At 34.1% G+C, this 25,558-nt stretch carries 24 protein-coding genes; all 24 read right to left on the bottom strand.

Going from position 1 to position 25,558, the window contains the following annotated elements; genetic code table 11:
- Nucleotides 1–124: 124 nt before the first annotated feature.
- The gene (locus tag J2W95_RS13465) at nt 125–1,630 is read right to left on the bottom strand and encodes a serine hydrolase (RefSeq protein WP_310007858.1); all 1,506 of its coding nucleotides are present in this window, start codon (nt 1,628–1,630) and stop codon (nt 125–127) included.
- A gap of 86 nt (nt 1,631–1,716) precedes the next feature.
- Entirely contained in the window at nt 1,717–2,349 is a 633-nt protein-coding gene (locus J2W95_RS13460; protein WP_310007856.1) for an ankyrin repeat domain-containing protein, read from the bottom strand.
- A gap of 256 nt (nt 2,350–2,605) precedes the next feature.
- On the bottom strand, nt 2,606–3,760 hold the full coding sequence (locus J2W95_RS13455) for an alpha/beta hydrolase-fold protein (RefSeq protein ID WP_310007854.1): 1,155 nt from the start codon (nt 3,758–3,760) through the stop codon (nt 2,606–2,608).
- A 94-nt stretch (nt 3,761–3,854) separates the two neighbouring features.
- Nucleotides 3,855–5,489 carry a M1 family metallopeptidase gene (locus J2W95_RS13450; protein ID WP_310007852.1) on the bottom strand — a complete coding sequence of 545 codons (1,635 nt, stop codon included), beginning with the start codon at nt 5,487–5,489 and terminating at the stop codon, nt 3,855–3,857.
- An 88-nt stretch (nt 5,490–5,577) separates the two neighbouring features.
- Nucleotides 5,578–7,152 carry a serine hydrolase gene (locus J2W95_RS13445; protein ID WP_310007850.1) on the bottom strand — a complete coding sequence of 525 codons (1,575 nt, stop codon included), beginning with the start codon at nt 7,150–7,152 and terminating at the stop codon, nt 5,578–5,580.
- A gap of 633 nt (nt 7,153–7,785) precedes the next feature.
- Nucleotides 7,786–9,369 carry an MDR family MFS transporter gene (locus J2W95_RS13440; protein WP_310007848.1) on the bottom strand — a complete coding sequence of 528 codons (1,584 nt, stop codon included), beginning with the start codon at nt 9,367–9,369 and terminating at the stop codon, nt 7,786–7,788.
- A gap of 56 nt (nt 9,370–9,425) precedes the next feature.
- The gene (locus J2W95_RS13435; RefSeq protein ID WP_310007846.1) at nt 9,426–10,505 is read right to left on the bottom strand and encodes an HlyD family secretion protein; all 1,080 of its coding nucleotides are present in this window, start codon (nt 10,503–10,505) and stop codon (nt 9,426–9,428) included.
- Nucleotides 10,506–10,516: 11 nt separating this feature from the next.
- Entirely contained in the window at nt 10,517–11,836 is a 1,320-nt protein-coding gene (locus J2W95_RS13430; protein ID WP_310007844.1) for a TolC family protein, read from the bottom strand.
- Entirely contained in the window at nt 11,826–12,452 is a 627-nt protein-coding gene (locus J2W95_RS13425) for a TetR/AcrR family transcriptional regulator (protein WP_310007842.1), read from the bottom strand. The genes J2W95_RS13430 and J2W95_RS13425 overlap by 11 nt, the downstream gene beginning before the upstream one ends.
- Before the next feature lie 224 nt (nt 12,453–12,676).
- Nucleotides 12,677–13,150, bottom strand: coding sequence for a GyrI-like domain-containing protein (locus J2W95_RS13420; protein ID WP_310007840.1), 474 nt, complete (start codon nt 13,148–13,150; stop codon nt 12,677–12,679).
- A gap of 6 nt (nt 13,151–13,156) precedes the next feature.
- Nucleotides 13,157–13,609 carry a GNAT family N-acetyltransferase gene (locus J2W95_RS13415; RefSeq protein ID WP_310007838.1) on the bottom strand — a complete coding sequence of 151 codons (453 nt, stop codon included), beginning with the start codon at nt 13,607–13,609 and terminating at the stop codon, nt 13,157–13,159.
- A gap of 21 nt (nt 13,610–13,630) precedes the next feature.
- The gene (trpA, locus tag J2W95_RS13410; RefSeq protein ID WP_310007836.1) at nt 13,631–14,392 is read right to left on the bottom strand and encodes a tryptophan synthase subunit alpha; all 762 of its coding nucleotides are present in this window, start codon (nt 14,390–14,392) and stop codon (nt 13,631–13,633) included.
- 57 nt (nt 14,393–14,449) lie between these two features.
- Nucleotides 14,450–15,187, bottom strand: coding sequence for a carbon-nitrogen hydrolase family protein (locus J2W95_RS13405; RefSeq protein WP_310007834.1), 738 nt, complete (start codon nt 15,185–15,187; stop codon nt 14,450–14,452).
- A 34-nt stretch (nt 15,188–15,221) separates the two neighbouring features.
- The gene (locus J2W95_RS13400) at nt 15,222–15,542 is read right to left on the bottom strand and encodes a gamma-glutamylcyclotransferase family protein (protein WP_310007832.1); all 321 of its coding nucleotides are present in this window, start codon (nt 15,540–15,542) and stop codon (nt 15,222–15,224) included.
- A gap of 157 nt (nt 15,543–15,699) precedes the next feature.
- Nucleotides 15,700–16,881 carry a tryptophan synthase subunit beta gene (trpB, locus tag J2W95_RS13395; RefSeq protein ID WP_310007830.1) on the bottom strand — a complete coding sequence of 394 codons (1,182 nt, stop codon included), beginning with the start codon at nt 16,879–16,881 and terminating at the stop codon, nt 15,700–15,702.
- Between the two features lie 11 nt (nt 16,882–16,892).
- On the bottom strand, nt 16,893–17,525 hold the full coding sequence (locus tag J2W95_RS13390; RefSeq protein WP_310007828.1) for a phosphoribosylanthranilate isomerase: 633 nt from the start codon (nt 17,523–17,525) through the stop codon (nt 16,893–16,895).
- 39 nt (nt 17,526–17,564) lie between these two features.
- On the bottom strand, nt 17,565–18,344 hold the full coding sequence (gene trpC, locus J2W95_RS13385) for an indole-3-glycerol phosphate synthase TrpC (protein ID WP_310007826.1): 780 nt from the start codon (nt 18,342–18,344) through the stop codon (nt 17,565–17,567).
- 76 nt (nt 18,345–18,420) lie between these two features.
- Complete coding sequence (gene trpD / locus J2W95_RS13380) at nt 18,421–19,413, bottom strand: anthranilate phosphoribosyltransferase (RefSeq protein ID WP_310007824.1); 993 nt, start codon at nt 19,411–19,413, stop codon at nt 18,421–18,423.
- A gap of 38 nt (nt 19,414–19,451) precedes the next feature.
- A complete protein-coding gene (locus J2W95_RS13375; protein ID WP_310007822.1) occupies nt 19,452–20,285 on the bottom strand; it encodes a c-type cytochrome in 834 nt (277 codons plus the stop codon).
- A gap of 29 nt (nt 20,286–20,314) precedes the next feature.
- Nucleotides 20,315–20,887, bottom strand: coding sequence for an anthranilate synthase component II (locus tag J2W95_RS13370; protein WP_310007821.1), 573 nt, complete (start codon nt 20,885–20,887; stop codon nt 20,315–20,317).
- Between the two features lie 69 nt (nt 20,888–20,956).
- Nucleotides 20,957–22,357 carry an anthranilate synthase component I family protein gene (locus J2W95_RS13365; RefSeq protein ID WP_310007819.1) on the bottom strand — a complete coding sequence of 467 codons (1,401 nt, stop codon included), beginning with the start codon at nt 22,355–22,357 and terminating at the stop codon, nt 20,957–20,959.
- Nucleotides 22,358–22,648: 291 nt separating this feature from the next.
- The gene (locus J2W95_RS13360) at nt 22,649–23,215 is read right to left on the bottom strand and encodes a YceI family protein (RefSeq protein ID WP_310007817.1); all 567 of its coding nucleotides are present in this window, start codon (nt 23,213–23,215) and stop codon (nt 22,649–22,651) included.
- Nucleotides 23,216–23,505: 290 nt separating this feature from the next.
- On the bottom strand, nt 23,506–24,783 hold the full coding sequence (locus tag J2W95_RS13355; RefSeq protein WP_310007815.1) for a hypothetical protein: 1,278 nt from the start codon (nt 24,781–24,783) through the stop codon (nt 23,506–23,508).
- 208 nt (nt 24,784–24,991) lie between these two features.
- Nucleotides 24,992–25,558 carry a YceI family protein gene (locus tag J2W95_RS13350; protein ID WP_310007813.1) on the bottom strand — a complete coding sequence of 189 codons (567 nt, stop codon included), beginning with the start codon at nt 25,556–25,558 and terminating at the stop codon, nt 24,992–24,994.

Below are 25,558 nucleotides of genomic sequence, written 5' to 3'. Positions count from 1 at the left end.
GTAGGAGAATAAATTCTGCTAATCATGTAAAATTAGCAGAAAGTTTCTAATTCTCGCAAACACAAACTATTTTCCAAATTAAGCGAATGCCAACTCGATTGTAAAAAGTGAATGAAGTTTGGTTTTATTTTTGCAATAGTTTTTCAATTTTTAAGAGCGTTTCTTTTGCGTTTTGATTTGTTGGGTCTAATTCTAACGTTTTTAAATAATCGCTCTTTGATAACAGATATTCTTTTTTATTAAAATAAGCTTCACCACGGCTATCATAGACATTTGCTGAATTTGGAAACTCATTAACATTTAGATCAAAAATTTTAATCGCTGATTCTATTTTAGCATTTTGCAGAAATTCATATCCAAGTTGATTTAGTTCTCTTTCGTCAGAAAAATTATAATCAGTAATGTTGTTCTTTTTGAGGTTTTTGTACAGTTCAATTCCTTTATCAATATTCTTATGGCATTCTTTTCTTATGGTTAAAGCAATAGATTCTTTTTGAGATTCTAATGGGTAATTTTTCCAATTATTCAAGCTAGCAACGCTAGCAACTATTTCATTAATTATCGGAAACATTCTGCCATTTGTCATTACGACTATTCCGTTTCCGCCTTCAAAATCACCTCCGTAATAACAAACAAAACCTTCATTTCCGCCATTATGACCAAAGTATTTAGTCCCTTTAAAATCATTTACGAACACACCAAAATTATTATCTACTCTTTTTGCAGACATTTCCTTAGACAGTATTTTATTTGATTTTCCTAATAATGATAATTGCGTTTCAATGATATATTTTGCTAAATCTGTTGGGTTAGTCCATAAACCGGCAGCCGCTTTTTCTGGATAAATATGATATTTCCCTTTAACTTCTTTGTCAATATTATATCCCGTTGCAAGTAATTTTTCTTTCTCTTTAACAGAAGGCTGATTAAAGGAACTGTTGTCCATTCCCAATGGAGTCAAAACATTTTTCAACATATACTCTTCGTATTTTTCCCCTGTCGTGTTTTCAAGAATTAATTGGGTAATCGTAGTTCCGCCTCCCGAATATTGAAACTTTAAACCTGGTTCAAATACAGACCGTACAGCATTTGAATTGGAAGGTTTTACCCCGTCAAGAGTTTCTATTGTTGTTGGTAATTTCGCTCCCTTTTCATAACCTCCAAAACCGCCTACTGACAAGCCAGCCGTATGATTTAATAAATTTGCAATTGTGATTTTTTTTTCTTTCGAAACGGAATCGTACGGAAATTTCCAATCTTTTAAATAATTATTTATATCATTATCTAATCCCAATTTACCTTCTTCAACTAGTTTTAAAATACCAAGACTATTGAAAGATTTACTTATCGAAGCAGCTTGAAAAAGTGTTTGCGGAGTTGCTAATCGCTTTTCAGATATATCTGCATAACCATAGGCTTTTACCCATTCTACTTTGTAATCTTTAATTACTGCAATACTTACCGCATTAATTTCGTAAAAAGCCATTCTTTCTTTTAAAGACCATTTTTTATTTTTTGATGTATCCCAATGATTTAAGTTATTTTCAAATGTCTTTATTTTATCATTTACATCTTGTGAAAAACTGTTAAGAGATAAAAATAGTATAATAATTAAGTTCAGTTTTTGCATGTTTTTTTCTTTTGAAAAGTTAGTGTTTTGGTTCTTATAATTTCACTATGTCGATGTGCTTTGTGGGCAAGGATTGCAAATCCGCACTATTGGGTTAAAATATCAACCAATTCTTTAAAGCCCATTTTTTTAGCGTGTTCCAATGGTGTTATGCCATTCTTATCTGTGATGTTTTTATCTGCACCATGTGCAAGTAACAATCTTACTATTTCCTGTTGACTTTTGCTACCATTTGATAATACAATAGCTTCTAAGAGGGCAGTCCATCCTAGTCTGTTTATGTGATTAACTTTTACATTTGTTTTTTCAAGTAATAATTTTACAACATCTACGTGACCTTTTTCACAAGCAGGAATTAATGCAGTTCCTCCATAACCATTTAAAATCGTCATATCAGGATTTGATTTTTCAATAAGTAATTGAACAATATCCCCATACCCCTTTACACTTGCAATCATAATTGGTGTGTTGTCAATTTTATCGCTTGTAATATTTATATTAGCATCGTGTTCTAACAACAATTTAACCATTGTAATGTCATTCTTATCTGTTGCAATAATGACCCCAGTTTCATTATTGGCATCTTTACTATTAATATCAATATTGTTTTTCAATTGATTTTTTACTGTAATAAAATCACCGTTTCTAAGTGCTGTAAAATATTTTTCGGTATCCATTTTTGTTTTGTGCAAGTTTTCGTTCTTTGGATTATTATTCATTACTTTCAAATTTTGATTACAACTCGTGCTCACAATACAGGATACCATAAGTATTACAAAAAGGGTGTGCGATTTGTATTTTATCATAAATATTTTTTTACAGTTTTGATTGTTTTGTTTCTAATCAGATTGTAGATTTTCAATCCGCTACCTTTCTAGTTGTCAAGTCCAATTTGTTTTTTATAATTTTACCAATCTCACTATTATGTCAATGTACTTTGTGGGCACAGATTGTAAATCAGTTATCGAGTTTTATTTATTCATTAAATTGAGTAATTTCAAAATGGTATTCTTTTTTTTCTTTGGGAATAATAGTTAGGTTTTCCATAGTCCCATTTTTAATTACTGCTTCTGTTTCCCAATTTCCTTTTGTGAATTTAAATTGAGCAGGAGAGTGAATTTTTACTTTTAATTCTCTTTCAAAATCAGATTTTTTATTCATTTTAATTTGATTTGGATTCCAATTTCCTAAACTTATTTGATTTCCTGTAATAAATAACTCGTCATCCTTGTTGGGAACTTTTACATTAATTGTAATCTCATACTCTTCAGTTGAAAGTTCATTTTGCTGTTCAGAATAAATACTATTAAAATAATATTGGATTGCAAAATTTAGGCTTGGTGGAAATGTACTCCAATGGGTTTCATTCGAAAAATCTTTAATAACAAATTTTAATTTATCAGTTTTCAAAGAATCTTTCAAAAAGGAATATACTTTTTCTCTTGCAGGTTTCCATACTTTCCAATATTCATCTTCATTCGCATTACTCAAATAGAGAAATTTGTTTGTTTTCAATTTGGAAAAGTCAAAATGATACAAATCATCTACTAATCTTTCTTTGTCAAATGAAAAATTTGGTGAAATAGCAATGTAATTATCAAACAAGTTAGGTTCATTCAAAAATGAATATACAACGAAAGAAGCACTTAATGAGTGACCAATAGCAGTTCTGTGTTTTAAAGTTCTATAATGATTTTCGATATAAGGGACTACTTCATTTTTTACATAACTCAAAAAGTTATCTGCGTTTCCTGCATAACCGCCATAGAAATCTTTTATTGCTGTATTTTTTGGATAGGGTAAAAGGTCATTGTTCCTTGCATAATCAAGTTTTTCAATATAAGGAGAAGGTATTCCTACTACAATAAACTTTTTGGAAGCATCGCTTAAAAAACTAATTATTGAATGAGTGTAATCAAAAAATTCCCTGTTTTGTGAATCGAAGATATAAAATACATCATAATTCGAGTATGGATTTTCTTTATAGTTTTTTGGAGTATAAACTAAAATTTCACGATTTTGGTTTAATTCTTTTGAATTGATTTTAATATTCTCAATTTGAGCAATTTCTTGTCCTTTGATTGTATTTAGAAATGAGAAAAAAAATAGTAAAAAGGTCGTTTTTATCATATTTCTGTTTTTTAAAATCATACTAAAAGTTCTTGTACTACAGTGGGTTTGTTACTAAATTAAGCCCATTATTCGAATTTATCAAATATCCTTTTTATTTAGGATTGTCATAAAATACCGGAACATAAAAATTGCGGTCAATTACCACTTCGGCTTTGTCCATTTTTGTTGGGTCTTTCTGCCAACTTGTCTTTGGATAAATCCATTTTTCTTCTCCGTTTAACTTTATTTTTAATGGCATATCAAAGCCTGTTATGGAATTGCTCCATCGGTAAGAAAGTTGGTTATTTGCGAAAAAATATTCAAAGACAGGAATTTGTGTTGTTCTCAGGTATTGATCCCAAAAGTTTTTTAGTTTTAGTCCTGATTTTTCGGCTATGTAATCTTCTATTTGTTTGGTGGTTACAGTCTGATGATAAAATTCCATATTCAGTCCCCTGAGTATTTGTCTCCATTTCTCATCGTCGTTTACAAGTTGTCGCAGCATGTGTAAAATGGCAGCTCCTTTATCGTAATTATCTCCTGTATAGTCCAGATCGTTGACCCCATAATGCCCAATCAGGGGTTTATCATTTTGTATGCGTTTTCTGATTCCGATTTGATAATCATCTCCTGCTTGTTTTCCGTAGTGGTATTCCACGTAAAGCCCTTCTGCATAGGAGGTGAAAGATTCATGTATCCAGATATCAGCTATGTCCTTGAAAGTAATATTGCAGGCAAACCATTCATGAGCTGACTCATGTATAATGAGATTATCAAATTTTAACCCCCAGCCTGTTTGAGATTTATCTCTTCCGAGAGTTCCATTTTTGTAATCGTTGCCATAAGCCGTTGCACTTTGATGTTCCATGCCTATATAGGAGACTTCAACCAGCTTATAACTATCTTCATAAAATGGGTAGGGGCCAAACCAATGCTCAAATGCTTTTAGCATCATAGGTACTTGCTTAAAATGTTCTTTCGCCTTTGAAAGATTTTGTTTTAGCACATAATAATTACAATTTAACGGGCCTTTTTCACCATTATAGATCTCCGAAAAATTTGCATAGTTTCCTATGTTAAAGTTTACTGCATAATTATTAATCGGATTTTTTACAAACCAGTGATATGTAGTAGTATTGTTTTTCTTCTTTTCTGTTTCGATCAATCTGCCATTGGCTACTGCTATGAGACCTTTACGAACATTGATGCTGAATTTCAAGCTGTCCACTTCGTCATACATATGATCTTTGCAAGGCCACCATTGACTTGATCCGGCACCCCAGCTTATACTAGAAACGTAGGGATTGCCAAGGCTGTCTTTTTTCCATACCAGCCCAGAGTCCCATGGTGGATTAGGCGCTGTTTTTGGCTTCCCACTGTATTGAACTATAATTTCATTGGATGTTCCGGGTACTTGTTTCTTTTCTAATTCAATAAAATAAGCGTTTCCATCCCTAGTGTACTTTAGTTCTTTTCCTTCTTGAGTAGCTTTGGAAATGTTCATTGGAGGCTGAAGATCAATCTGAATTATTTGATTTGGCTTCAATACTTTATATTTAATAGTATTTGATCCCTGAACGGTCTGTTTGTCAATATCAACGGCTATGTCAAGATGATAATAGGAGAGGTCCCACCATGCTCTTTCCTTAGTGATAGTTCCTCTTAGAGAGTCTTGTCTTGTGAAATTCTGTGCTTCACTTGCAGTGTACACTAAGCAGGTCAGCATTGAAATAATAAATACTCTCATAATTCTTAATTAATTTAAATTTATTAATGTAATGTGCAACACAGCCAGACTGTAAATCCGACACCTGAATTAGCTGTAGGCAGTTAATTTATTTTTTTATCCTTTGTAAATCTAAATCCTGAAAATCATAACTGAAATTTATATTTGGCGAAATTCCTTTCATTTTTATGCTTTGTGCTTTACCTTTTTCGTCTAAATTAAAGACAGCAAATGCATCCAAAGACCTATACTTGTATTCCCATTTAATTGCAAAAGTGTTTTCTTTATAAAAACTCATTGGACCATTTAGCTTTGGGGAACGCAAAGATTTAAACCATAACTGATTTCCTTTCATTGCTATTTCAATTTTCCCAAACCATTTATCTTCATAAATACCAATATAATCTGAGGTGTTAATTTTTGTGTTTTTAGCTTTAGCAACTGTTTCCCAAACCTCTGTCAATATTGTATCTCCTTTACCTTTTTTGGATTGATAATCTTTACTGTACTTAGCTATCCAGTCAAAATGGTCAAGACCTAAATAGCTGTCCAAAATGATTTTATTGATTGCTTGATTAGCTGCGCCTCCGCTACTTTCTGTATTGGTTAATATCACAATGCCTAAGTTTAAATCAGGAATCAGGGTTACTCTTGATAACATGCCAAGCAAGCTTCCCGTATGGGATGCCCTTAAATTTCCTCTTACTTCAGTTAGTTCCCATCCTAAGCCATATCCATGAAAGTGTTCTTTATACCTAGGCTCAGTATAGACATCCATAGCAGTGTGTATAGCCCACATTTCTTTTTGTTTTTCTGCTGTAAACAATTGTTTTTCTAAACCAACACCATACTTTCCATTATTCAGTTGCATAATCATCCATTTACTCATATCATGTACATTTGATAAAATACCCCCAGAGGCTCCGTTTATCCTTTTCTGGTATAATGGCACGCTTTTCATTTTGCCATCACCCATTTCCACCGTATGTGCTGTGGCTAAATTGGTTCTATCATTTATTGCTTCGAGGGATGAAAATGAGTTAGTCATTTGCAATGGATCTAGAATTCTTGTTTGAATAAATTTTTCCCAAGTCATACCGCTAACTCTTGCTGTCAATTCTCCTGCGATAACATAAAGCTGATTATCATAATCGTACTTTGTTCTGAATTCAGATACAGGCTTGAAATATTGTAATGCGCTCAGTTTATCTTCAATGGTAAAATTTGCGCCATCTGGAAAATCCATTAGGTCGCCAGCGCCCAAGCCAAGTCCGCTTCTATGACATAACAAATCTTCTACAGTAAAATGTTCTGTTACATAGTCATTATACATTTTAAATTCAGGCAGGTAGGTTTTCACTTTATCTTTCCAATTCAGTTTGCCTTCGTCAATTAAAATTGCCAAACCCGCTGTTGTAAAAGCCTTGCTGTTTGAAGCAATTTGAAAGTTAGTATATTCATCAACCGGTAATTTTGTATCAATGGACTTTATGCCATAACCTTTTTCATGAATGACAGCTCCATCTTTTACTATTGCTACCGCAATACCAGCCACATTAAATTCTTTCATTGCTTTTTGTACCAGTGAATCTACTTGATTAGCGGATAATTGAGCATTCACAGGATTGTTTGAAAGCAACATACAGAACATGAAAACGGATAGTAAGGATTTTATTGTAGCCATTATTTTTATTAATGTAGTTATATCAGTTTTCTGGTTACAGCTAGCAAGTTTATAAATCTGATAAACATCCTTTTTGAATGTCCTTTCAAATATAGATAATAATAGTCACAAACCTACAAATGTTAAATTTTGTTTGTTTCAGTAGTTTTCATGCTCCGCTCATTAAAATAGGGCATCCGAAGAAAAAATAATGCCTTCAAACGAGCTTCGGAACGCATCGAACGAGCTTCGGAATACATCAAGTTATCTTCGTAACGTATCAAATAGTCTTCTGACTTTAAATTACAGTCTTCGGAGAAGGTATTGTCTCATTTGGACGAGTTTTTATTAGAATAATTCAGGTAGCAGAATTTAGATTGTAGAAATAAAAAAAGCTCCGAATCTCACTTATGATTAGTGAAATTCGGAACTCATTATTTTTTTTGAATGTCGATAAAAAAGCAAAAAAGCCTCTCTTTAGCCCCGATAGTAGTGAAAATCCTTGTGAGCCGGTGTTCGGCTCACAAGATTGTAACGGATAGCGGGACTAATGCCGACTGAAAATGCCTAATGTTTCTGCTCCTAATTATTAGCAAACACAATGCTGCATTCTAAAATCTGCAATCTGCCTTCTGATTTCTGCCATCTAAAATCCTAATGCATCGCCTCGGCTGGATCAATTTTGTTTTTTCCTTTTTTAAGCATTAGAATAAAAGGAATGCATAGCAGGAATAAGACTCCGAGATACATGAAAACGTCCATGTATGATAAAACGGAACTTTGCAACATCACTTTTGATTCTAGTATTTTATAGGCTTTGGACAAGGCTTCGTTGTAACTGTATCCTTTTGCCATGAAACCCATTTGGAGTTGATGAACTGTTTGTTGTACTTTGAAAGAACTTTGATCGAGATATCCAATTAAATTCACACGGTGTTCCTGGTTAAGCCTGGTAAGGTAAGTGGTAATGATGGCAATACCGAAAGAACCCCCCAATTGTCTCATCATTCCAGTAAAGGCTGCTCCTTCACCAATATGTTTCCCTTTTAGGGTGGATAGTGATAAAGTGGTAATTGGTACAAACAATAATCCCAAACCTACACCTCTAAGGATTAACGGCCAAAACATATGCTCTACGCCAGTGTCAGGTGTCATTATTCCGTGCATCAAAAAGGTAAATATGAAAAAGATAAGGAATCCTCCCGCCGCCATATAGTGTTGGGGAACGCCGCGCTGAATCATTTTTCCAACAAAAGGCATCATGATACCTGTTGTTATCGAACTTGGAATTAGTAACAATCCGGCATCGGTTGCCGTCCATCCTAATATGGATTGAGTATATATCGGAATGATAAAGGTCGATCCAAAAAGCCCGAATCCCATAATGAATGACATAATGGTTCCAATTCTAAGATTGGTGTCTTTTAATACTTTCAAATTTACGATTGGATGTTTATATACGAGTTCTCGCCATATAAACAGTATTAAACCAAAGACAAAAACTAGACTTAAAGTCACGATTAAGCTGTCATTGAACCAATCGTCCTGCTGACCGTGTTCTAATACAAATTGCAAAGAACCGATGAAAGTGGCCAAGAGCACAATTCCCCACCAATCGACTTGGTTTGCTTTTAGTTTGTCCCCGTATTTTGGGCTTTTCACATAACCAATGGTTAAGAAAGTGGCAATAATACCAATTGGAATATTTATGTAAAAAATGAAAGGCCATGAGAAATTATCAACAATATATCCTCCTAATGGCGGTCCCAATGTTGGCCCAACGATAACTCCCATTCCGTAAATAGCTTGTGCCATTCCTCTTTTGGCTACAGGATAACTCTCAGTAATAATGGTTTGCGCAGTTACCAATAAGGCTCCTCCTCCCAAACCTTGTATGAATCGAAAAGCAACGAGTTCCCAAATATTGGTTGCGTTTCCGCATAAAAAGGAAGCCACTGTAAAAATGACAATGGATGTTGCAAAGTAATTACGGCGTCCAAATTGTTGCGACAACCAACTCGTCATAGGGATTATAATCACGTTTGCAATTGCATACGCTGTAATAACCCAAGCGACATCGGTTAAAGTAGCGCCAAGGCTACCTCTCATATTATTTAGGGCGACGTTTACAATTGTAGTATCTACAATTTCTAGTAAAGCACACATTATACAGGTTATCGTGATGATGACTCTATTAAATCCGTATTCTACTAAATCGTCTTCTTGGTTTTGTACCATTTTGAATTTTTAATATGTAATGGTTTAAATTCTTTAAATAAGTTTTTTTAAACTTATTATTTCAAATGAACATCTACATCAGCGTTCATACCAGGGCGAAGCAATTTTATTTTTTCAGGATCGTTTGAAGCGTTCAAGCTTATTTTTACCGGTAATCTTTGGATGGTTTTCACAAAGTTTCCAGTTGCGTTATCAGGAGGTAGCAATGAAAAACGAGATCCAGTTGCTGGAGAGAATGAAGTAAGCGTTCCTTCAAAATCATAATCAGGATAAGCATCTACTTTTACTGTTACTTTTTGTCCGATAATCATTTTGTTCAATTGTGTTTCTTTAAAATTAGCCACAACCCAAGCTTCATTGTTATTGATGATATAAAATAAAGATTGTCCTTGTTGTACCAATTGTCCTGGCTGAATATCAATTTTTGAAACCTGTCCGTCAATGGCAGCAGTTACAACAGTATAAGTCAAGTTTAATTGAGCCACTTCCAATAATGCTTTTGCTTTATTGATATTGGCAGCAGCAACTTCTGTTTGTTTATTACTAACTCTTGATTTTGCTTCAATTACCGATTTTTGGTAAGCGCTTGCTTTTTGTTGTTGTTGCAAAATACGTACTTGGCTTTCAGCTTCTTGTTTGGTAGCCAATGCTTGTTCGTATTGTTGTTTTGTGATTGAGTGATTTTTGTATAGGTTTTCGTAACGAACATAGTCGCTGTTTGCTCTTCCTAATCTAATTTTTGCAGTTTCAATATTTCCTCCTGCCGATTGTACATTGGCATCCGAAACAGCAATACTTGCCATAGCACTTCCGATATCTTCTTTGGCTACTGCAAATCCGCCTTCAGCAGCTACAAAAGCAGCATTTGCTTCTTCAATTTTTAATTGGTAATCTCTTTTGTCAATTGTAAATAAGGTATCTCCTTTTTTTACATAGTCATTGTCTTTTACATAAACTTTACTAATATATCCCGAAACTCTTGGGATTATTGGATTCATGTTTTTCTCGATTTGAGCATCATCCGTTTCTTCGTGTCCTTGAGAATGAATGTATTTTGAAATTCCGTAAGTTCCTCCAACTAGGATTAAAACAGATAGGATTATAATGAATTTGGTGTTAGTTTTTTTCTTTTCCATGATATGGTTGGTTATATTTTTGAAATGTTGAAGGTTTGTGATAGTTGTCCTGTTGCTGAAAGTAATTCGTAGTATTTTTGAATAACATCTACTTTGGCAATGGTTTCGGCTATTTTTGATTTTAGTTGTTCTACATCTGCTTCAAGTAAATCATTAGTATCCGAAAGTCCATTGTCGTATTTGTCTTTTACGATTCGGTAGTTTTCAGTGGCTTGTTCAACAGCTTGATTGTAAACTACATTTTGTTTTATAGCCAAATCATAATTAGTGATAGCCTGTTGTACTTGAACTCTAATGTTGTCTTTTAAAAGTTCTTCAGTATTTTTTACTTCAAGCGCTTTGCTTTCTGCAATTTTTACCTGAGTACTGTTTTTTAATATTCCGCTGACATCATATGATACTCCAACACCAATAAACATAGCATTTTCTAATCTCATTATATTGTTTACGTTCAAAGCAGCATATCCACCTGTCAAACCTACAGTCGGATAGTAATCACCTTTGGCAATTCTAATATTGTTTTGAGTTGCTTTTTCTTGAAATTGCAGTGCTTCTAAATCTTTGCGGTTTTGAAAAGCTGGTTGTTCGTCAGTTGGTACTGAATTCTTCGGAAAGTTAATTAAATCACTTTCAGTTACTGCTAATTTTGTTTCTGTTGGTAATTTCAACAACGTAACTAGGTAGTAATTGATTATTTTTTCATTATTCAAAGCTTCATCAAGAGACAATTGGATTTTGGAAGCTTGAAGTTGTGACTTCAATAAATCATTACGAGGAATGATTCCGTTTTTTTCCAAAGCGATAAAATCAGTAACGCGTTGTTCTGCGCTTTTTTGATTTTCCTTCAATAATTCGATAGTTCTTTGCGCTTTGTGCAAATTGGCATAATAGTTTATGACTCTCATAGCCACATCTTCTTTGGTTTTTGATGCCATTGCATTTTCTGCTTGGTACAAATTATCCTGAAGTTTGATGCTGTTTTGGATTTTCATTCCAGCAAAAATGGGAAGATTCAAACTGGCTTGGCCAATGGCAATTTTGTCCGGTACTGGGAATTCTCCCGATCCCGCATCAAGTTCTAAGTGTACGGTTGGTTCCGTTAATTGAAGAAATTGTCCAGTAAGTTTTAAATCGGGATATTGAGTGTTCTTAGCCGATTGTAATTCATGTTTTTTCGTCTCTACTTTGGTACTGGCCAATGAGATTTCATTACTTTTTGTCCAAGCCAATTGGATAGCGTCTTCCAGCTTTAAATTGGTTTTGTCTTGGGCATTGATGGATGAAATTCCAATGAAGAACCCTCCAAAGAGCATTAAATAACTAACTTTCATATGTCAAGAGGGCTTTAATGGTTTGTTGAATGTGCATTGTTAAAGTTGTTTTAATATAAGTGTTGTATTCTTCTTCAGTATTTAGGTTTAATAGATTTTGGAAAAACATCCTGTTCAAGTGAAAATGAAAATAGGTGCCAAGAATCGTTGTGGTAAGCAGCGGAACAATTATGTCCTTCCTGAAAATTCCTTTCTCTTGGCCATCTTGGATTATAGTTTCCAATGATTTTAGATTTCCTTTCTTTAATTCTGTAAAAGCCTGCAGATTGATAACTCTTTGACTTGACGAAAATTCAAAGTGTATAATTTTGTAGATGCATCTGTTACTGTTGATTTTGTCGATATAAAGCTCAATCAGTTTATTTATTTTTTGGAGTGGATCTAAATCTTCCAAAGTCAAAATATCCAGCTGTAGTTTAATATCCACTGCACGGTTTACAATAATGGATTCCAATAATTGCTCTTTGGAACCAAAATAATAGGAAACCATGGCAATGTTAATTTTGGCTTCCTTTGCAATGTCCCGTATTGAAGTACCGTCAAAACCTTTTTCTGCGAATAGCGTTTCAGCCACACGTAGAATTTGAATTTGTTTTTCGTTAAAATCCGTTTTCAAAGCTGTTTTTTTAAATTCTCTGCAAAATTAAACAACTGTTTAAATTAAACGATTGTTTAATTTTATTTTAACTTTTTTTTAACGATTTAAAAAGGTTGAAAAGCCTAATTAAAATGAGGATTTTGACTTTAAATTGGTAAGAATTTGAGTTTTATGAGGAGAATATTTTTTATATATTTTGGAAATAATAAAGTAAAAAACTGAGATTTGTTTTTACTCAATCGTTATAATTTCTCTTTGATAGGAATCCAAATTTCTTCTTCTGAATTGGGATTGTCTTTTTTATATTTTGCCCCTAATATTTCAAAATGCGGTCTACTGTCCAAATCGTATTTTGAATTGGGAATCCAAGTTCTAAAAATATAATCAAAAATAGCGATATCGTGTCCTTTAAGTTCAAAAACAGCATAAAGTCCACCCGATAGAGTGAAAGATTCCATCTCGGCAGGTATGTTGTTAAAGTTGGTCACTTCTAGCGTTGCCCATTTTTCGAAAACAGCACTTGGATTGAAATCTTCAAAATAGCTTGGCTCATAAATCTGCACGGCAAAAAGATCCGAACTGATTTGGTTTTGAATTTCACCACGTCTTGGCATAAAACTTCGCCACAATTCATGCGTTTTGTTATTGATAATTGAAGTTTGCAATCGTATGCCGATTAATTTCTTTTCGGGTAAATTTTCAATTCTTGGAATCATTGCAAACTATTTATCAATGAATTTTTTTAAGCAAACACTAGTCTGAATATTTTCATATTGGCCGTAATTCGGTATTATCTCGTAACCCGATTTTTGATACAATGCGATGGCTTCTGGATTATTTGTTCCAGTTTCCAGAACGCAGTTAGTATAATTGAATTCGCTTGCCCAAATTTCCAGTTCTTTTAAAATTGTACTTGCAATTCCTTTTCCTCGGTAATCAGGATGGACAAACATTCTTTTTATCTCAACAGTATTAAGATCAAATCCCTTGAAAGCACCGCAACCAATCGCTAGATTATCCTGATAACAAACGACAACGTGATTGATTTTGTCGAGTGTATTATGCTGAGCATAAAAAGCATGGTCTTCGCCATCTTTAATTCTCAAAACTTCATCGAGAAGTATGACCAGTTTTTGGAAATCGATGTTTTCTGAGGTTGTTCTTGCTGTTGTCATCTATTTTTAGTTGTTGTCAAACTATCGAATAGCTTTCACAAATTCGCTAATTTTTCCAGTTCCATTCTCTTTTAAATGGGTGATAAAAGCACTTCCGATTATGGCCCCTTTGGCATACTGTGTGGCTTGATTGAAAGTTTCTGCATTGTTGATTCCAAAACCGACTACTTGAGGATTTTTTAAATTCATGTTTGCAATGCGCTTGAAATAAGCTTCCTGTGTGTTTCCAAAACCAGATTGAGAACCCGTTACACTCGCAGAACTCACCATATAGATAAATCCATCCGAAACACTGTCGATAAAACCAATGCGTTCTTCTGAAGTTTGTGGCGTAATCAAAAACACATTGATTAATCCGTATTTCTCGAAAGTGGCTTTGTACTGTTCAGCGTACACATCAACCGGAAGGTCAGGAATGATCAAACCATCGATTCCTATTTCGGCACATTTTTTACAGAAATTCTCAACTCCGTATTGTAACATTGGATTGAAATACCCCATAATAACCAACGGAATTGTTACGCTTTGGCGAATATTTTTCAATTGGTCAAACAAGATTTGTGTTGTCATTCCGTTATGTAAAGCTTGTGTAGAACTCGCTTGAATGGTTGGTCCATCGGCCAAGGGATCACTAAATGGTAATCCAATTTCGATCATATCGATTCCGCTTTTTTCTAAATCCTGAATGATTTGTACAGTGTCATTCAAGTTAGGATATCCAGCCGAAAAGTAGATGGAAAGTATTTTTTTATCTTCTTGTAGTTTTTGGTTTATTCTGTTCATTTTAAAGTCTTTTATCTTCGGATTTTGAAAATCCTATAGTTGTGTTTTTATATTTTATTAGTCATTTAGTATTTTGCTTTTCCAACCGGAATCATGCTTTTCTACGAGTAGTAATCCAGAGCCTGAATCTTCCATTTGGGCAATCAATTCTCCATTGTTATTCCAAAATGCAGAGCGACCACCAGATTTACAACCGTAAGAGTCACCGCCAAAATTGGCCATAAGAACATTCATTTGGTATTGGGAAGCATAATTCTGTAACGATTGGTGTGCTTGCGGAATTCCATTTGGCGAAAAGAAAATACTGGCAATATAAGTTGAGGTATTATTTTTGCTCGCATTTTCCGGGTGTTTAGGATTATCGATATCAGCACAAATGGCAACAGAAATACGTTCATTTTCTATTTCGAGTATTGGATTGTAATCGAACGAAGGTTGATAATAAACGTCTTCGCCAGTATGCAAAAATTGCTTGGTATATATGGAAATAGAATCGTTTGGAGCGATACAAAATTCACCCAAAAACAAGTTAGATTCTATGCAAATTGGCGCTCCTGCAATGATTGTAATGTTGTTTTCTGTAGCTAATTTTTTTAAATAATCTAAGCGAGAATCATTTTCGGAAAAAGACAATTGTGCAGCATCTTCTCTTTCATAACCCGTAATGGACAGCTCGGGGAACACAATTAGTTGTGCTCCATTTGCGACAGCCAATTTTACCAGACGATAATGATCTAAAAGATTGGCATCGATATCTCCTCGTTTCGGTTTTGTTTGAGCAGCTGCTAAAATCATTTTTTCTTATTTAGTTTTAAATCTCTTATTGTTTCTATATGACGGCACTATAAGCCCAGGCTTTTTGATTAGATTGCAACGTTACTTCTACACGTTTGTAATGTAGTCCTTCATATAGATCAGCCTGATGGAGTTCTCTCATTGTGACTTCATATAAAATCCCGCTGATGGTGTCGTTGGAATCATTGGTTTCCATAATGATTGGGTAATGCTCTATGCCAAATTCTTCTTCGATTTGGATTTCATTTAATTCATAACCAATCAATGTTTCTGGAGTTCCGTGAAGAATACGTCCAAAAAGGTTTTCTTGAACATCTTGATCTCGTAAAGTACCGTAAGCGAATAATTTTTGCATAGATTCTATTTTTGGTTAAGTCAATAGTAGTTATTTTATGGTTATGCAGTGAGCGCGTTAGGGATGGTAGTGTAGCTCTTTTTTGAGGCGATTTTTTTTGCCTCAAAAAAAGCGGGAACGCACAGCCCGACCCTTGGGTAACGCCCAAACTATTATTTTATAATTTGAAATAATCGATATAATTGTCTAAATCTTTGTCGCCACGACCTGAAAGGCTGATTACGACAATATCTGTTGGTTTGAATTTTTTCTGATCTAAAACAGCAAAAGCATGTGCGCTTTCGATGGCTGGAATAATCCCTTCTAATTTGGTAAGCTGTAAACCTGCATTCATGGCTTCATCATCGGTTACTGAAAAGAATTCTCCACGGCCAGTTTGTGCCAAATGGGCATGCATAGGACCAACTCCAGGATAATCAAGACCTGCAGAAATCGAGTACGGTTCTGTAATTTGACCATCGGGAGTTTGCATCAACAGGGTTTTGCAACCGTGAATAATACCCACTTTTCCCAGTTTACTGGTCGCAGCGCTATGACCGCTGTTTACGCCTTTTCCGGCAGCTTCGACAGCAATGATTCCCACTTCTGGCTCGTGTAAAAAGTGATAATAAGTTCCTGCAGCGTTACTGCCTCCACCAATACAAGCGACTACATAATCGGGGTTTTCGCGACCTTCTTTTTCTTTTAGCTGCCATTTGATTTCTTCGGAAATGATGCTTTGAAAACGGGTAACCATATCAGGATATGGGTGTGGTCCAATAGCTGATCCGATGATGTAATGTGTGTCCACAGGATTGTTAATCCAATCACGAATGGCTTCGTTGGTTGCGTCTTTTAGTGTTTGTGATCCAGAAAGTGCAGGACGAACTTCGGCACCCAGCATTTTCATACGAGCTACATTTGGCGCTTGGCGCGCAATGTCGATTTCGCCCATGTACACAATGCAATCCATACCCATTAAGGCACAAACAGTAGCTGTTGCCACTCCATGCTGACCTGCTCCAGTTTCGGCAATGATTCGCTTTTTGCCCAAACGTTTCGCAACTAATATCTGTCCAATTGTATTGTTGACTTTGTGTGCGCCTGTATGATTTAAGTCTTCCCTTTTGAGATAGATTTTGGTATTGTATTTTTCAGAAAGTCTTTTCGCAAAATACAGTGGACTAGGGCGTCCTACGTAATCTTTTAGCAGTTGGTCAAACTCAGCTTTAAAATCTGGCTCTGATGTGATTTCTAGATATTTCTGGCGTAATTCTTCTACATTTGGATATAACATTTCAGGAATGTAGGCTCCTCCAAATTCTCCGTAATAGCCTTTTTCGTTGACGTTGTATGACATTTTATATTTTTTTATTTGTTTTTTGTATAGATGCGATTAATCGCGTCTGTACATAATGATGTGTTTTTTAATCCTGGTTCAATTTCAAATTTACTGTTTATGTCAATTGCATAAAGCGGTAAATCGGTTTTTAAAATTTCATTTATCGAATCCAATTCGGCAACTCCAATTCCGCCACTGAGGAAGAAAGGTTTTGTCGATGGGTAATTTTCTAATATTTTCCAATCGAAAGTGGTTCCGTTTCCGCCAGGCAGTTTTCCTTTGGTGTCAAAAAGAAAATAATCGCAAACGGATTCGTATGGTTTCAAAACACTGAAATCAAAATTTTCATCTGCCGAAAACACTTTGATAATTTCAATTGAAATACCAAATTTAATTTTTAATTCCGAACAAAATTCAACTGTTTCCTGACCGTGTAATTGAATGGCCTGCAAATCGTATTTCTTTACTTTTTCTTCAATTTCTGAAATGCTTTCATTGACAAAAACTCCTGTTTTTCGAATTGATTTTGGTAATTCCGGCATATCTCCGTCAAAATAACGAGCCGATTTCTCCCAGAATATAAAACCCATATAATCGGGCAGGAGCGAGCCTACTTCGAGCATATTATCAGGGTATTTCATTCCGCAGATTTTGAGTTTCATTTTTGTTTGTTTTTGTGCTTATTACTTATAGAGTATAGCCTAAAGCTGTCTAATAAATTCCGTTGCCGCTTTTCCTGCATTATCGGTTTTCATAAAATTTTCTCCAATCAAAAACCCTTTGTATCCATAAGGTTTCAGTTCGTTGATGGCTTCGATAGATGAAATGCCGCTTTCGGAAACTTTCACAAATTCATTAGGAATTTTTGACGCTAGTTCTTTACTGAAATCCAAGCTTACTTCAAAAGTTTTCAAGTTTCTGTTGTTCACGCCAATCATGTCTAATGTTGGCATAATCGATTTTTCCAGTTCTTCGAGATTGTGTACTTCTAATAATACTTCTAATCCTAAGTTTTTAGCAAATTCAGATAATGATTTGATTTCTTCTCTTGTCAAAACGGCCGCGATAAGCAAAATCAAATCGGCTCCGTGGGCTTTGGCTTCTAGTATTTGGTATTCATCCACAATGAATTCTTTTCGCAAAAGCGGAATATTTACCGAGGCTCTGGCTAAGAGTAAATCGTCCAATGAACCACCAAAATATTTCCCGTCCGTCAAAACCGAAATTCCGCAGGCACCAGCACTTTCGTATCCTTTGACTACTTCCTCAACAGTGAAACTTTGATTTATAATTGACTTTGAAGGCGAACGACGTTTGTGTTCGGCAATGATTCCCGTATTGCTGTTTCTTAAATTTTGACTTAGAGAAATAGTCTCTTTTCCAAAGAAAACCGAAGCTTCCAATTGTGAAACTGGAATGATGGATTTCTTGAGAATGACTTCTCTTTTTTTGTCGATTATGATTTTATCTAGTATGTTCATTTTAAAAGTTTAGAAGGTTTAGAAAGGTTATGAGTTTAGACTAAACTTTCTAAACTCATACCCATCATAAACTATTTTATTTACTTAATTCTTGTATTGTATTTAAAGCTAAGAGCCCTTTTCCAGAAAGTAAACTTTCTTTTGCCAATTCAAAACCTTCGAGAGGTGTGCATTTGTTAACCGTTGCAATGGCTAGTCCAGCATTGGCACAAACCACATTGTTTTGAGCTTCGGTTCCTTTTCCAGAAATAATGTTTAGAAACATTGCGGCCGATTCTTCGATGGTTTTTCCGCCTTCGATTTCACTTTGTTCCAAATGACAAACACCAAAATCAACAGGATTCAGCATTCCTTCTTTGGTGCTGGTTATAATTTTTGTAGGGCCGGTCAAAGACACTTCATCATATCCATCCAAAGAATGTAAAATAGTAAAGTTCACATCAGTATTTTGATATAAATACCCATACATTCTAGCCATTTCGAGATTGAAAACTCCTAATAATTGATTTTTTGGAAAAGATGGATTTACCAATGGCCCCAACATATTGAAAAATGTTTTTACTGCCAATTCTTTTCGGATTGGACCAACATTTTTCATTGCAGGGTGAAATAACGGCGCGTGTAAAATGGCGATTCCGGCTTTGTCGATACATTTTTCGATATATGAACTTTCATTACTGAATTTCACTCCCAGTGTTTCCATCACATTACTCGAACCCGAAATAGAGGAAACTCCATAATTTCCATGTTTGGCGACTTTGATTCCAGTTCCAGCAGTCACAAAAGAGGCCAAAGTCGAAATGTTGAAAGTATCTTTCCCATCACCACCTGTACCAACCAAATCAATAGTATTATAGGCTGATAAATCAACTTTTAGACACAAATCCAATAAGGCTTCCCTGAATCCCGCCAATTCTTCAATGCTAATACTTCGCATCATATACACGGTCAAAAAGGCTGATATCTGACTTGGATTGTAACTGCCGCTAGAGATATTTACCAAAACATCTTTGGCTTCTTCTTTGGTAAGAATTTCGTGGTTGATTAATCGGTTTAATATGTTTTTCATTTTTTTTTAAGTTGCTAAGATTCTAAGATACTGAGATGCTAAGTTTTTTTATTTTTAGCCATATATTTTAAGTAGGAAACAATTTCCTGTGATTCTTGTTTTGTAATTCCAAGTGTCGGCATCTTCGCTTTGTTTCTGAAAGAAGCCGGATCTACAATATAATCGACCAATTCGTTTTCTTTCCAATACTCGGTCACGCTTTTGGGATAATTCAATTCAGGTCCCATTTCGCCTCCAATTCCGTTTATGGCGTGACATGTGATACATTGTTTTTGAAATAATACAAAGCCTTTCATTGCTGTCTCATCATCTTTTGGTTGTAAGGCTTCGATGTTTTTACTTTTCGATTCAAAACGAAATTTTATAATATTATAAGGCCATTTGTATTCTTGATCTTCCGTTGGAGCGGTTGTATAAACTAGATAAAATGGGTCAGCATTCATCTCGTTTCCGTTTTTGATAATCTTTTCCCAATTGGAACCTTTTGGAGCATCAACATCTTTGAAAGCTAGAAAAGGGTTTGTTTTTAAAAATAATTCCAATGGCATTTCTGGTTTGTAACCATCAATACATTCAAAAACTATTAATGTATTTTTTATGTCAACTTTTGATAAATCAATTTCATTTTTTAAAAGAAGCAATGCATTTACAGCATGATACTTCTTTGTTTTGTGATAAACCGGGTCATTACTAACTGTGACAACAGTATCTTTTCCCAGTTTGTTTTTTGATTGCAAATCCACCAAATCCAAAAAAAATTCAGGCTGTACATTAACCGTCTGTTCTGCTTTTTGCTCCTTTTTCTGATTACAGGAAAGGAAGCAAAAAACAAAAAAAGATGAGATGAAAAAGTTGATTTTTAATGTTTTCAAACTTCTAGGATTTATTTTAGTTGCTTTTTTTATTTGGTTGAATTCACCCAGTTTTCCAAAATCTTTTTTCCGTTAGGTGTTAAAACACTTTCGGGGTGAAATTGAACACCTCTTACATCGTATGTTTTGTGTCTTAGCGACATTACCTGACCATTTTCATCAAATGATGTAGCTTCCAAAACATCTGGTAAATTGCTGTCAACTACCCAAGAATGATAACGGCCTACTTCAAATTCTTTGCCCAAACCTTCAAACAAAAACTCATCATCAACTACTGTTTTTACAGGTGTTGCGACTCCGTGATAGACTTTGTCTAAGTTAGAAAGCGTTCCTCCAAAAACTTCTCCTATTGCTTGTTGTCCAAGACACACTCCGAAAATACTTTTGGTAGGAGCATATTTTTGTATTACGGCTTTCAATAATCCAGCTTCATCAGGGATTCCTGGTCCTGGAGAAAGCAAAATTTTATCGAAAATTGCTATTTCATCAATGTCAAATTCATCGTTTCTGTAAACGGTAACTTCGCAATCTAAATCTTCCAGATAATGCACTAAATTATAAGTGAAACTATCGTAATTGTCTATGACTAGTATTTTTTTCATTTTATTTAATGATTTAAAGATTGAAAATTTAAAGATTAGGAATTTTTCAATCATTCAATTTTTTAATTTTTAAATTTGCTCTGCTAAATCCAACGCTTTATTCAACGCTAGTAATTTATTGTAAACTTCCTGCATTTCGCTTTCTTCGTCTGAACTTGCTACAATTCCGGCACCGGCTTGGGAATGCAGTTGGTGGTTTTTACTCAAGAAAGTCCTGATCATAATCGCATGGTTAAAGTTACCTTCAAAATCCATAAAACCGATTGCTCCTCCATAAAAATTACGGTTTGTTTTTTCGTAATCTTCTATCAATTGCATTGCTCTGTGTTTTGGCGCTCCGCTTAAAGTTCCTGCTGGGAAAGTATCGGCTACGACTTGCATTGTTGTTGCTTTTTCGTGTAAATGCCCAGTAACTTTGGAAACCAAATGGATTACATGAGAGAAAAATTGAACTTCTCTGTATTTTTCTACTTGTACTTCATGTCCGTGACGACTTAAATCATTTCGAGCCAAATCAACCAACATCACGTGTTCACTATTTTCTTTTTTATCTTCTGATAAATTTTTAGCAAGAACGGCGTCTTTTTCGTCATCACCAGTTCTTTTGAAAGTTCCCGCAATAGGATGGATTTCGGCTTTACGATTTTTGACAATAATCTGAGCTTCGGGTGAAGAACCAAAAATTTTGAAATCGCCATAATCAAAAAAGAATAGGTAAGGGGATGGGTTGATGCTTCTTAAAGCTCTATAAACATTGAATTCGTCACCTTTGAATCCCTGTGTAAATCTTCTTGATAAAACCAATTGGAACACATCACCACGGAAACAATGCTTTTTGGCCAAAGCCACATTTTGTTTAAATTCTTCATCAGTTAGATTTGAAAAACCTTCGCCTTCTTTAGAGAATTTGTACGAAGCAATGTTTCTGGATTGTAATAATTGCTCAATTTCGGATATGTTATTTTTTCCATCAAGGCTATGACAAAAAATGTACGCTTCGTTTTTGAAATGGTTGATAGCTATTATATTTTGGTAAACAGCATAATACACATCGGGAATCGAATTGCTGTTTTCTTTTTTGGCAATGCTTACTTTTTCAAAATATCGAACGGCATCATAAGAAATGTATCCAAATAAACCATTGTTAATGAATTTGAAATCCGTTTTATCTGCTTTAAACTGTCCTGAAAAAGTTTGAATGATTTCAGGAATATTGGTGTTGGCATCAATTGCAATTGTTTCAGAAGTTCCATCAGGGTAGTTTTTGGAAATTATTTCGTTCTCAATTTTTATTGAGGCTATTGGGTTACAGCAGATATAGGAAAAGCTATTGTCGTTTCCATGATAATCGCTACTTTCTAGCAATAAACTATTTGGAAATTTATCTCTAATTTTGAAATAAATGCTTACTGGCGTTATCGTATCGGCAAGGATTTGTTTGTTGTTGGTTTGTAGTTTATATGTTTTCATGCTTTATGTTGCTTTTGATACAATGGATTTTTTTTAAATTGTTTTCCTCATTTTTTGAAATAAAAAAAAGGCCTGTCGTGATGACAAGCCTTTTATATTTATAGTTCAAATAATACTATAGGAGCTTAGTTCACGACAACTGACGTAAATTATTCCACCACCAAGTATTGTTTGTTATAGTTTTCATATTTTGTTTTCTTATTCGCAAATATATAAATGATATTTGGTCTGACAAAAAGATTGAAATAAAAAAAAAGCTAAAATTTTTAATTTTTTGTTAAATTGTTGAAGTTAGTAAGCCAAAGTCACGTTTAAATCAAAATCATCATAAATCGTCTTATCTCCCAAATCATCAAAATAACTTCCTGAACCGTATTTGATATCATATTTGGTTCGGTTTATAGTTAGTGCGGCGGTGGCTTTCTTTCCGTTTACAACGAGATCAAACTGGATACTATTTGTAATTCCTTTAATAGTCAAATCGGCATTTATGAGATAAGTGTTGTTTCCTTTACTGGCGATACTCTTAAATACTAAAGTTGAAGTTTTATTATTATCAATACTAAAGAAATCTTCGGATCTTAAATGGCCTTCCAGTTTTGTTTTGGAACTTCCTGTTTGATCTGTATTTGATAATGTTGCCATATCTGCGATAAAACTACCTCCAGTCACTTTTTTGTTTTTGAAAACTAAGTAACCCTCCTTAAAGTTGATAGTTCCTTCATGTTGACCCGTTATTTTTTTTCCTTCCCATTTAATGATACTTTTGGAAACATCAATTTTATAGGTTTGCGAAAATCCTTGGTTAAAAGAAAAAAGGATTAGTAAAACAATACTAAATGATTTTAAGTTTCTCATATTTCTAATAATTAAGTTAATAAAACAATTAATGAAATGTAGGTTGATTTCATTTTGATGAATATGAAATCGATTTGAAATGGAACCTTAATTAATGATAAGTTGTAGATATAAATGGTATATAAAGTTAATTTAAATTTTTGTAAACCAGTTGTTTTCAGTCTATTATTTTGTAGCAGTATTTTTAATATTATAAAATATTTCGAGCTTAGTTTTAAACTATGGTTTTGGTATAAAACAAAAAGAACCGAATTAATTTCAGGTTCTTTTTAGGGAGAAGAAAAAGATGATTATTTTAAGCTTACTATTGAATTTGTGTTTTTGACTCTAAAATCGGGCGAATCTTTAATATCAGATTGCATGAATAATTCAGTACTGTTTAATTTTGTATGTTCTAATGAGAAGGTGTCGCTATTGTACCAGTTGCGTAACTCCAAGTTATAGTTTAGGCTTTCACTTAAAACAACACCGCCACATCGGTTAACTTGTATTCCTTGAATGTTGATTTTTGCCAAATTTGCTGGAAATGATCCTATTTTATTTTCAAGTAAAACACAACTGCTAAAACCGTCAATGATACTATTGTTGATATTGAAATAACTTTTTTCTTTGATATAAACCGCTTCCCTAACTAAGCCTTGATTACTATCTTCGGTATTTATCAATGTCATATTGTTGGCAGTGATTTTGGTTAATTTTTTGGTGATATCAGCATTTTCAATTTTATCGAAAGAATCAATTTCAAAACATCGTGAACCAGATATGTCTGAAGAATATGGATAGCGAATAGCAATGCTATTTGAAATAGTACATTGTACACCTTGTGTAAAATCAAAATCATCATCGGTTGCTCTGAAAGAAATCAAGTTATTGAAATTAACATCACCTCCATAAGATTCGAATGAATCATCATTAGAGAAACTAATTTGAATGAATTCAAACTTAGTACCTCTTCCAACGCCGCCCAATGATAGACCATTCAGTTCTTTAAGCGCATTTATTTTATGGCCAGAGTACTCAATACGCACATACTTTAGAATCCCCGAATTGCTGTTTGGATCTTGCCCTCCATAATAACTAACTGCAGGATCCAGATTAAAATCTAAGAAAGCTAGTCCTCCAATTTTATTGATAGGAGCTTCTCCCAGAATGATAATTCCGCCCCAATCACCAGGTCTTCTAAATGTAGGATTACTGTTGGAAGTAAAAATAATAGGTTCTGTAACGGTACCTTCAGCTATGAGTTTACATCCTTTTGTAATTATAAGTGTTCCGCAAGATTCTTTGTCACCTCTAATAACTGTTCCAGGTTCTATCGTTAAAACGGCATTGTTGGTAACATAAACTGTTCCCACTAATCGGTAAGTATTATTTTTGGTCAGTTTTAAATCTTTGTCTAAAACACCAGTTAAAATTTGGTTGGCTTCTTTATAAACTGTTGTGGATGGCTTAAAATTTGTCCAAGAGTTCAGCCAGTTGGTATCACCAGTGATTCCTTTTATTTGTTGTGCATTCAGTGGTATAATCGAAAGAGAAATAATAATGACAACGAATAGTTTTTTTTTCATAACGCTAATGATTGTAGGTTTTTGCAGTTTTTTTTTGGTTCTTTAATTTTTTCAAAAGTACCGCAACAATATTTTTAGCGTATTTTCTTAGTATTATTTATTTGTGATTTTTAAGTTAAGAAGATTACGGATAAAATCAAATTTTCATAAAAAAAAGAACCCCCGACAAAAATGCCGAGGGTTACTTTTCCCATTAAGGATTCTAAAATTAAAATTTCAAGTTCACTGTTAAGTCGAAATCATCATAGATAGTTTTGTCACCTAATCCTTCGAAGAAACTTTTAGAACCGTATTTGATATCGTATTTAGTTCTGTCAATTTTTAATGCTGTAGTTGCAGAGTCTCCTTTTACAGTAATGTCAAAAGTAACAGGGTTTGTTTTTGCTTTGATAGTTAAATCAGCAGTAACTGTGTATACACCATTTCCTTTAGCAGCAATAGTTTTGAAAACTAAAGTTGAAGTAGGGAATTTGTCTGTTCCAAAGAAATCATCAGCTTTCAAGTGACCGTTTAATTTTCCTTGATATTCTCCAGATAAATCTGTTGAAGTTAATGTAGGCATATCAACAGTGAAAGTTCCTCCAGTTAATGCATTTTTTTTGAAAACTAAAGCACCACTTTTGATGTTTACAGTTCCAGAATGTTCACCAGTTACTTTTTTTCCAACCCAGTTGATTGTACTTTTTGAAACGTCTACTTTTTTAGTTTGTGCAGTTACTGTTAATGTAGATAAAGCTACTGCGAATGCCAATGCGATTGTTTTTAAATTTTTCAT

The organism is Flavobacterium granuli, from assembly GCF_031456055.1.
Lineage (GTDB): Bacteria > Bacteroidota > Bacteroidia > Flavobacteriales > Flavobacteriaceae > Flavobacterium > Flavobacterium granuli_A.
This window is presented reverse-complemented; position numbering and strand designations above follow the sequence as displayed.

Coding starts and splice junctions, on each gene's coding strand:
- J2W95_RS13415 (WP_310007838.1), bottom strand. CDS start 13,609: ATGACAACAGCAAGAACAACCTCAGAAAACATCGATTTCCAAAAACTG.
- J2W95_RS13360 (WP_310007817.1), bottom strand. CDS start 23,215: ATGAGAAACTTAAAATCATTTAGTATTGTTTTACTAATCCTTTTTTCT.
- J2W95_RS13350 (WP_310007813.1), bottom strand. CDS start 25,558: ATGAAAAATTTAAAAACAATCGCATTGGCATTCGCAGTAGCTTTATCT.
- trpC (WP_310007826.1), bottom strand. CDS start 18,344: ATGAACATACTAGATAAAATCATAATCGACAAAAAAAGAGAAGTCATT.
- J2W95_RS13390 (WP_310007828.1), bottom strand. CDS start 17,525: ATGAAACTCAAAATCTGCGGAATGAAATACCCTGATAATATGCTCGAA.
- J2W95_RS13445 (WP_310007850.1), bottom strand. CDS start 7,152: ATGGCTACAATAAAATCCTTACTATCCGTTTTCATGTTCTGTATGTTG.
- trpA (WP_310007836.1), bottom strand. CDS start 14,392: ATGAACAGAATAAACCAAAAACTACAAGAAGATAAAAAAATACTTTCC.
- J2W95_RS13420 (WP_310007840.1), bottom strand. CDS start 13,150: ATGATTCCAAGAATTGAAAATTTACCCGAAAAGAAATTAATCGGCATA.
- J2W95_RS13400 (WP_310007832.1), bottom strand. CDS start 15,542: ATGCAAAAATTATTCGCTTACGGTACTTTACGAGATCAAGATGTTCAA.
- trpD (WP_310007824.1), bottom strand. CDS start 19,413: ATGAAAAACATATTAAACCGATTAATCAACCACGAAATTCTTACCAAA.
- J2W95_RS13365 (WP_310007819.1), bottom strand. CDS start 22,357: ATGAAAACATATAAACTACAAACCAACAACAAACAAATCCTTGCCGAT.
- J2W95_RS13450 (WP_310007852.1), bottom strand. CDS start 5,489: ATGAGAGTATTTATTATTTCAATGCTGACCTGCTTAGTGTACACTGCA.
- J2W95_RS13405 (WP_310007834.1), bottom strand. CDS start 15,187: ATGATTTTAGCAGCTGCTCAAACAAAACCGAAACGAGGAGATATCGAT.
- J2W95_RS13455 (WP_310007854.1), bottom strand. CDS start 3,760: ATGATAAAAACGACCTTTTTACTATTTTTTTTCTCATTTCTAAATACA.
- J2W95_RS13440 (WP_310007848.1), bottom strand. CDS start 9,369: ATGGTACAAAACCAAGAAGACGATTTAGTAGAATACGGATTTAATAGA.
- J2W95_RS13435 (WP_310007846.1), bottom strand. CDS start 10,505: ATGGAAAAGAAAAAAACTAACACCAAATTCATTATAATCCTATCTGTT.
- trpB (WP_310007830.1), bottom strand. CDS start 16,881: ATGTCATACAACGTCAACGAAAAAGGCTATTACGGAGAATTTGGAGGA.
- J2W95_RS13460 (WP_310007856.1), bottom strand. CDS start 2,349: ATGAATAATAATCCAAAGAACGAAAACTTGCACAAAACAAAAATGGAT.
- J2W95_RS13430 (WP_310007844.1), bottom strand. CDS start 11,836: ATGAAAGTTAGTTATTTAATGCTCTTTGGAGGGTTCTTCATTGGAATT.
- J2W95_RS13370 (WP_310007821.1), bottom strand. CDS start 20,887: ATGAAAAAAATACTAGTCATAGACAATTACGATAGTTTCACTTATAAT.
- J2W95_RS13355 (WP_310007815.1), bottom strand. CDS start 24,783: ATGAAAAAAAAACTATTCGTTGTCATTATTATTTCTCTTTCGATTATA.
- J2W95_RS13465 (WP_310007858.1), bottom strand. CDS start 1,630: ATGCAAAAACTGAACTTAATTATTATACTATTTTTATCTCTTAACAGT.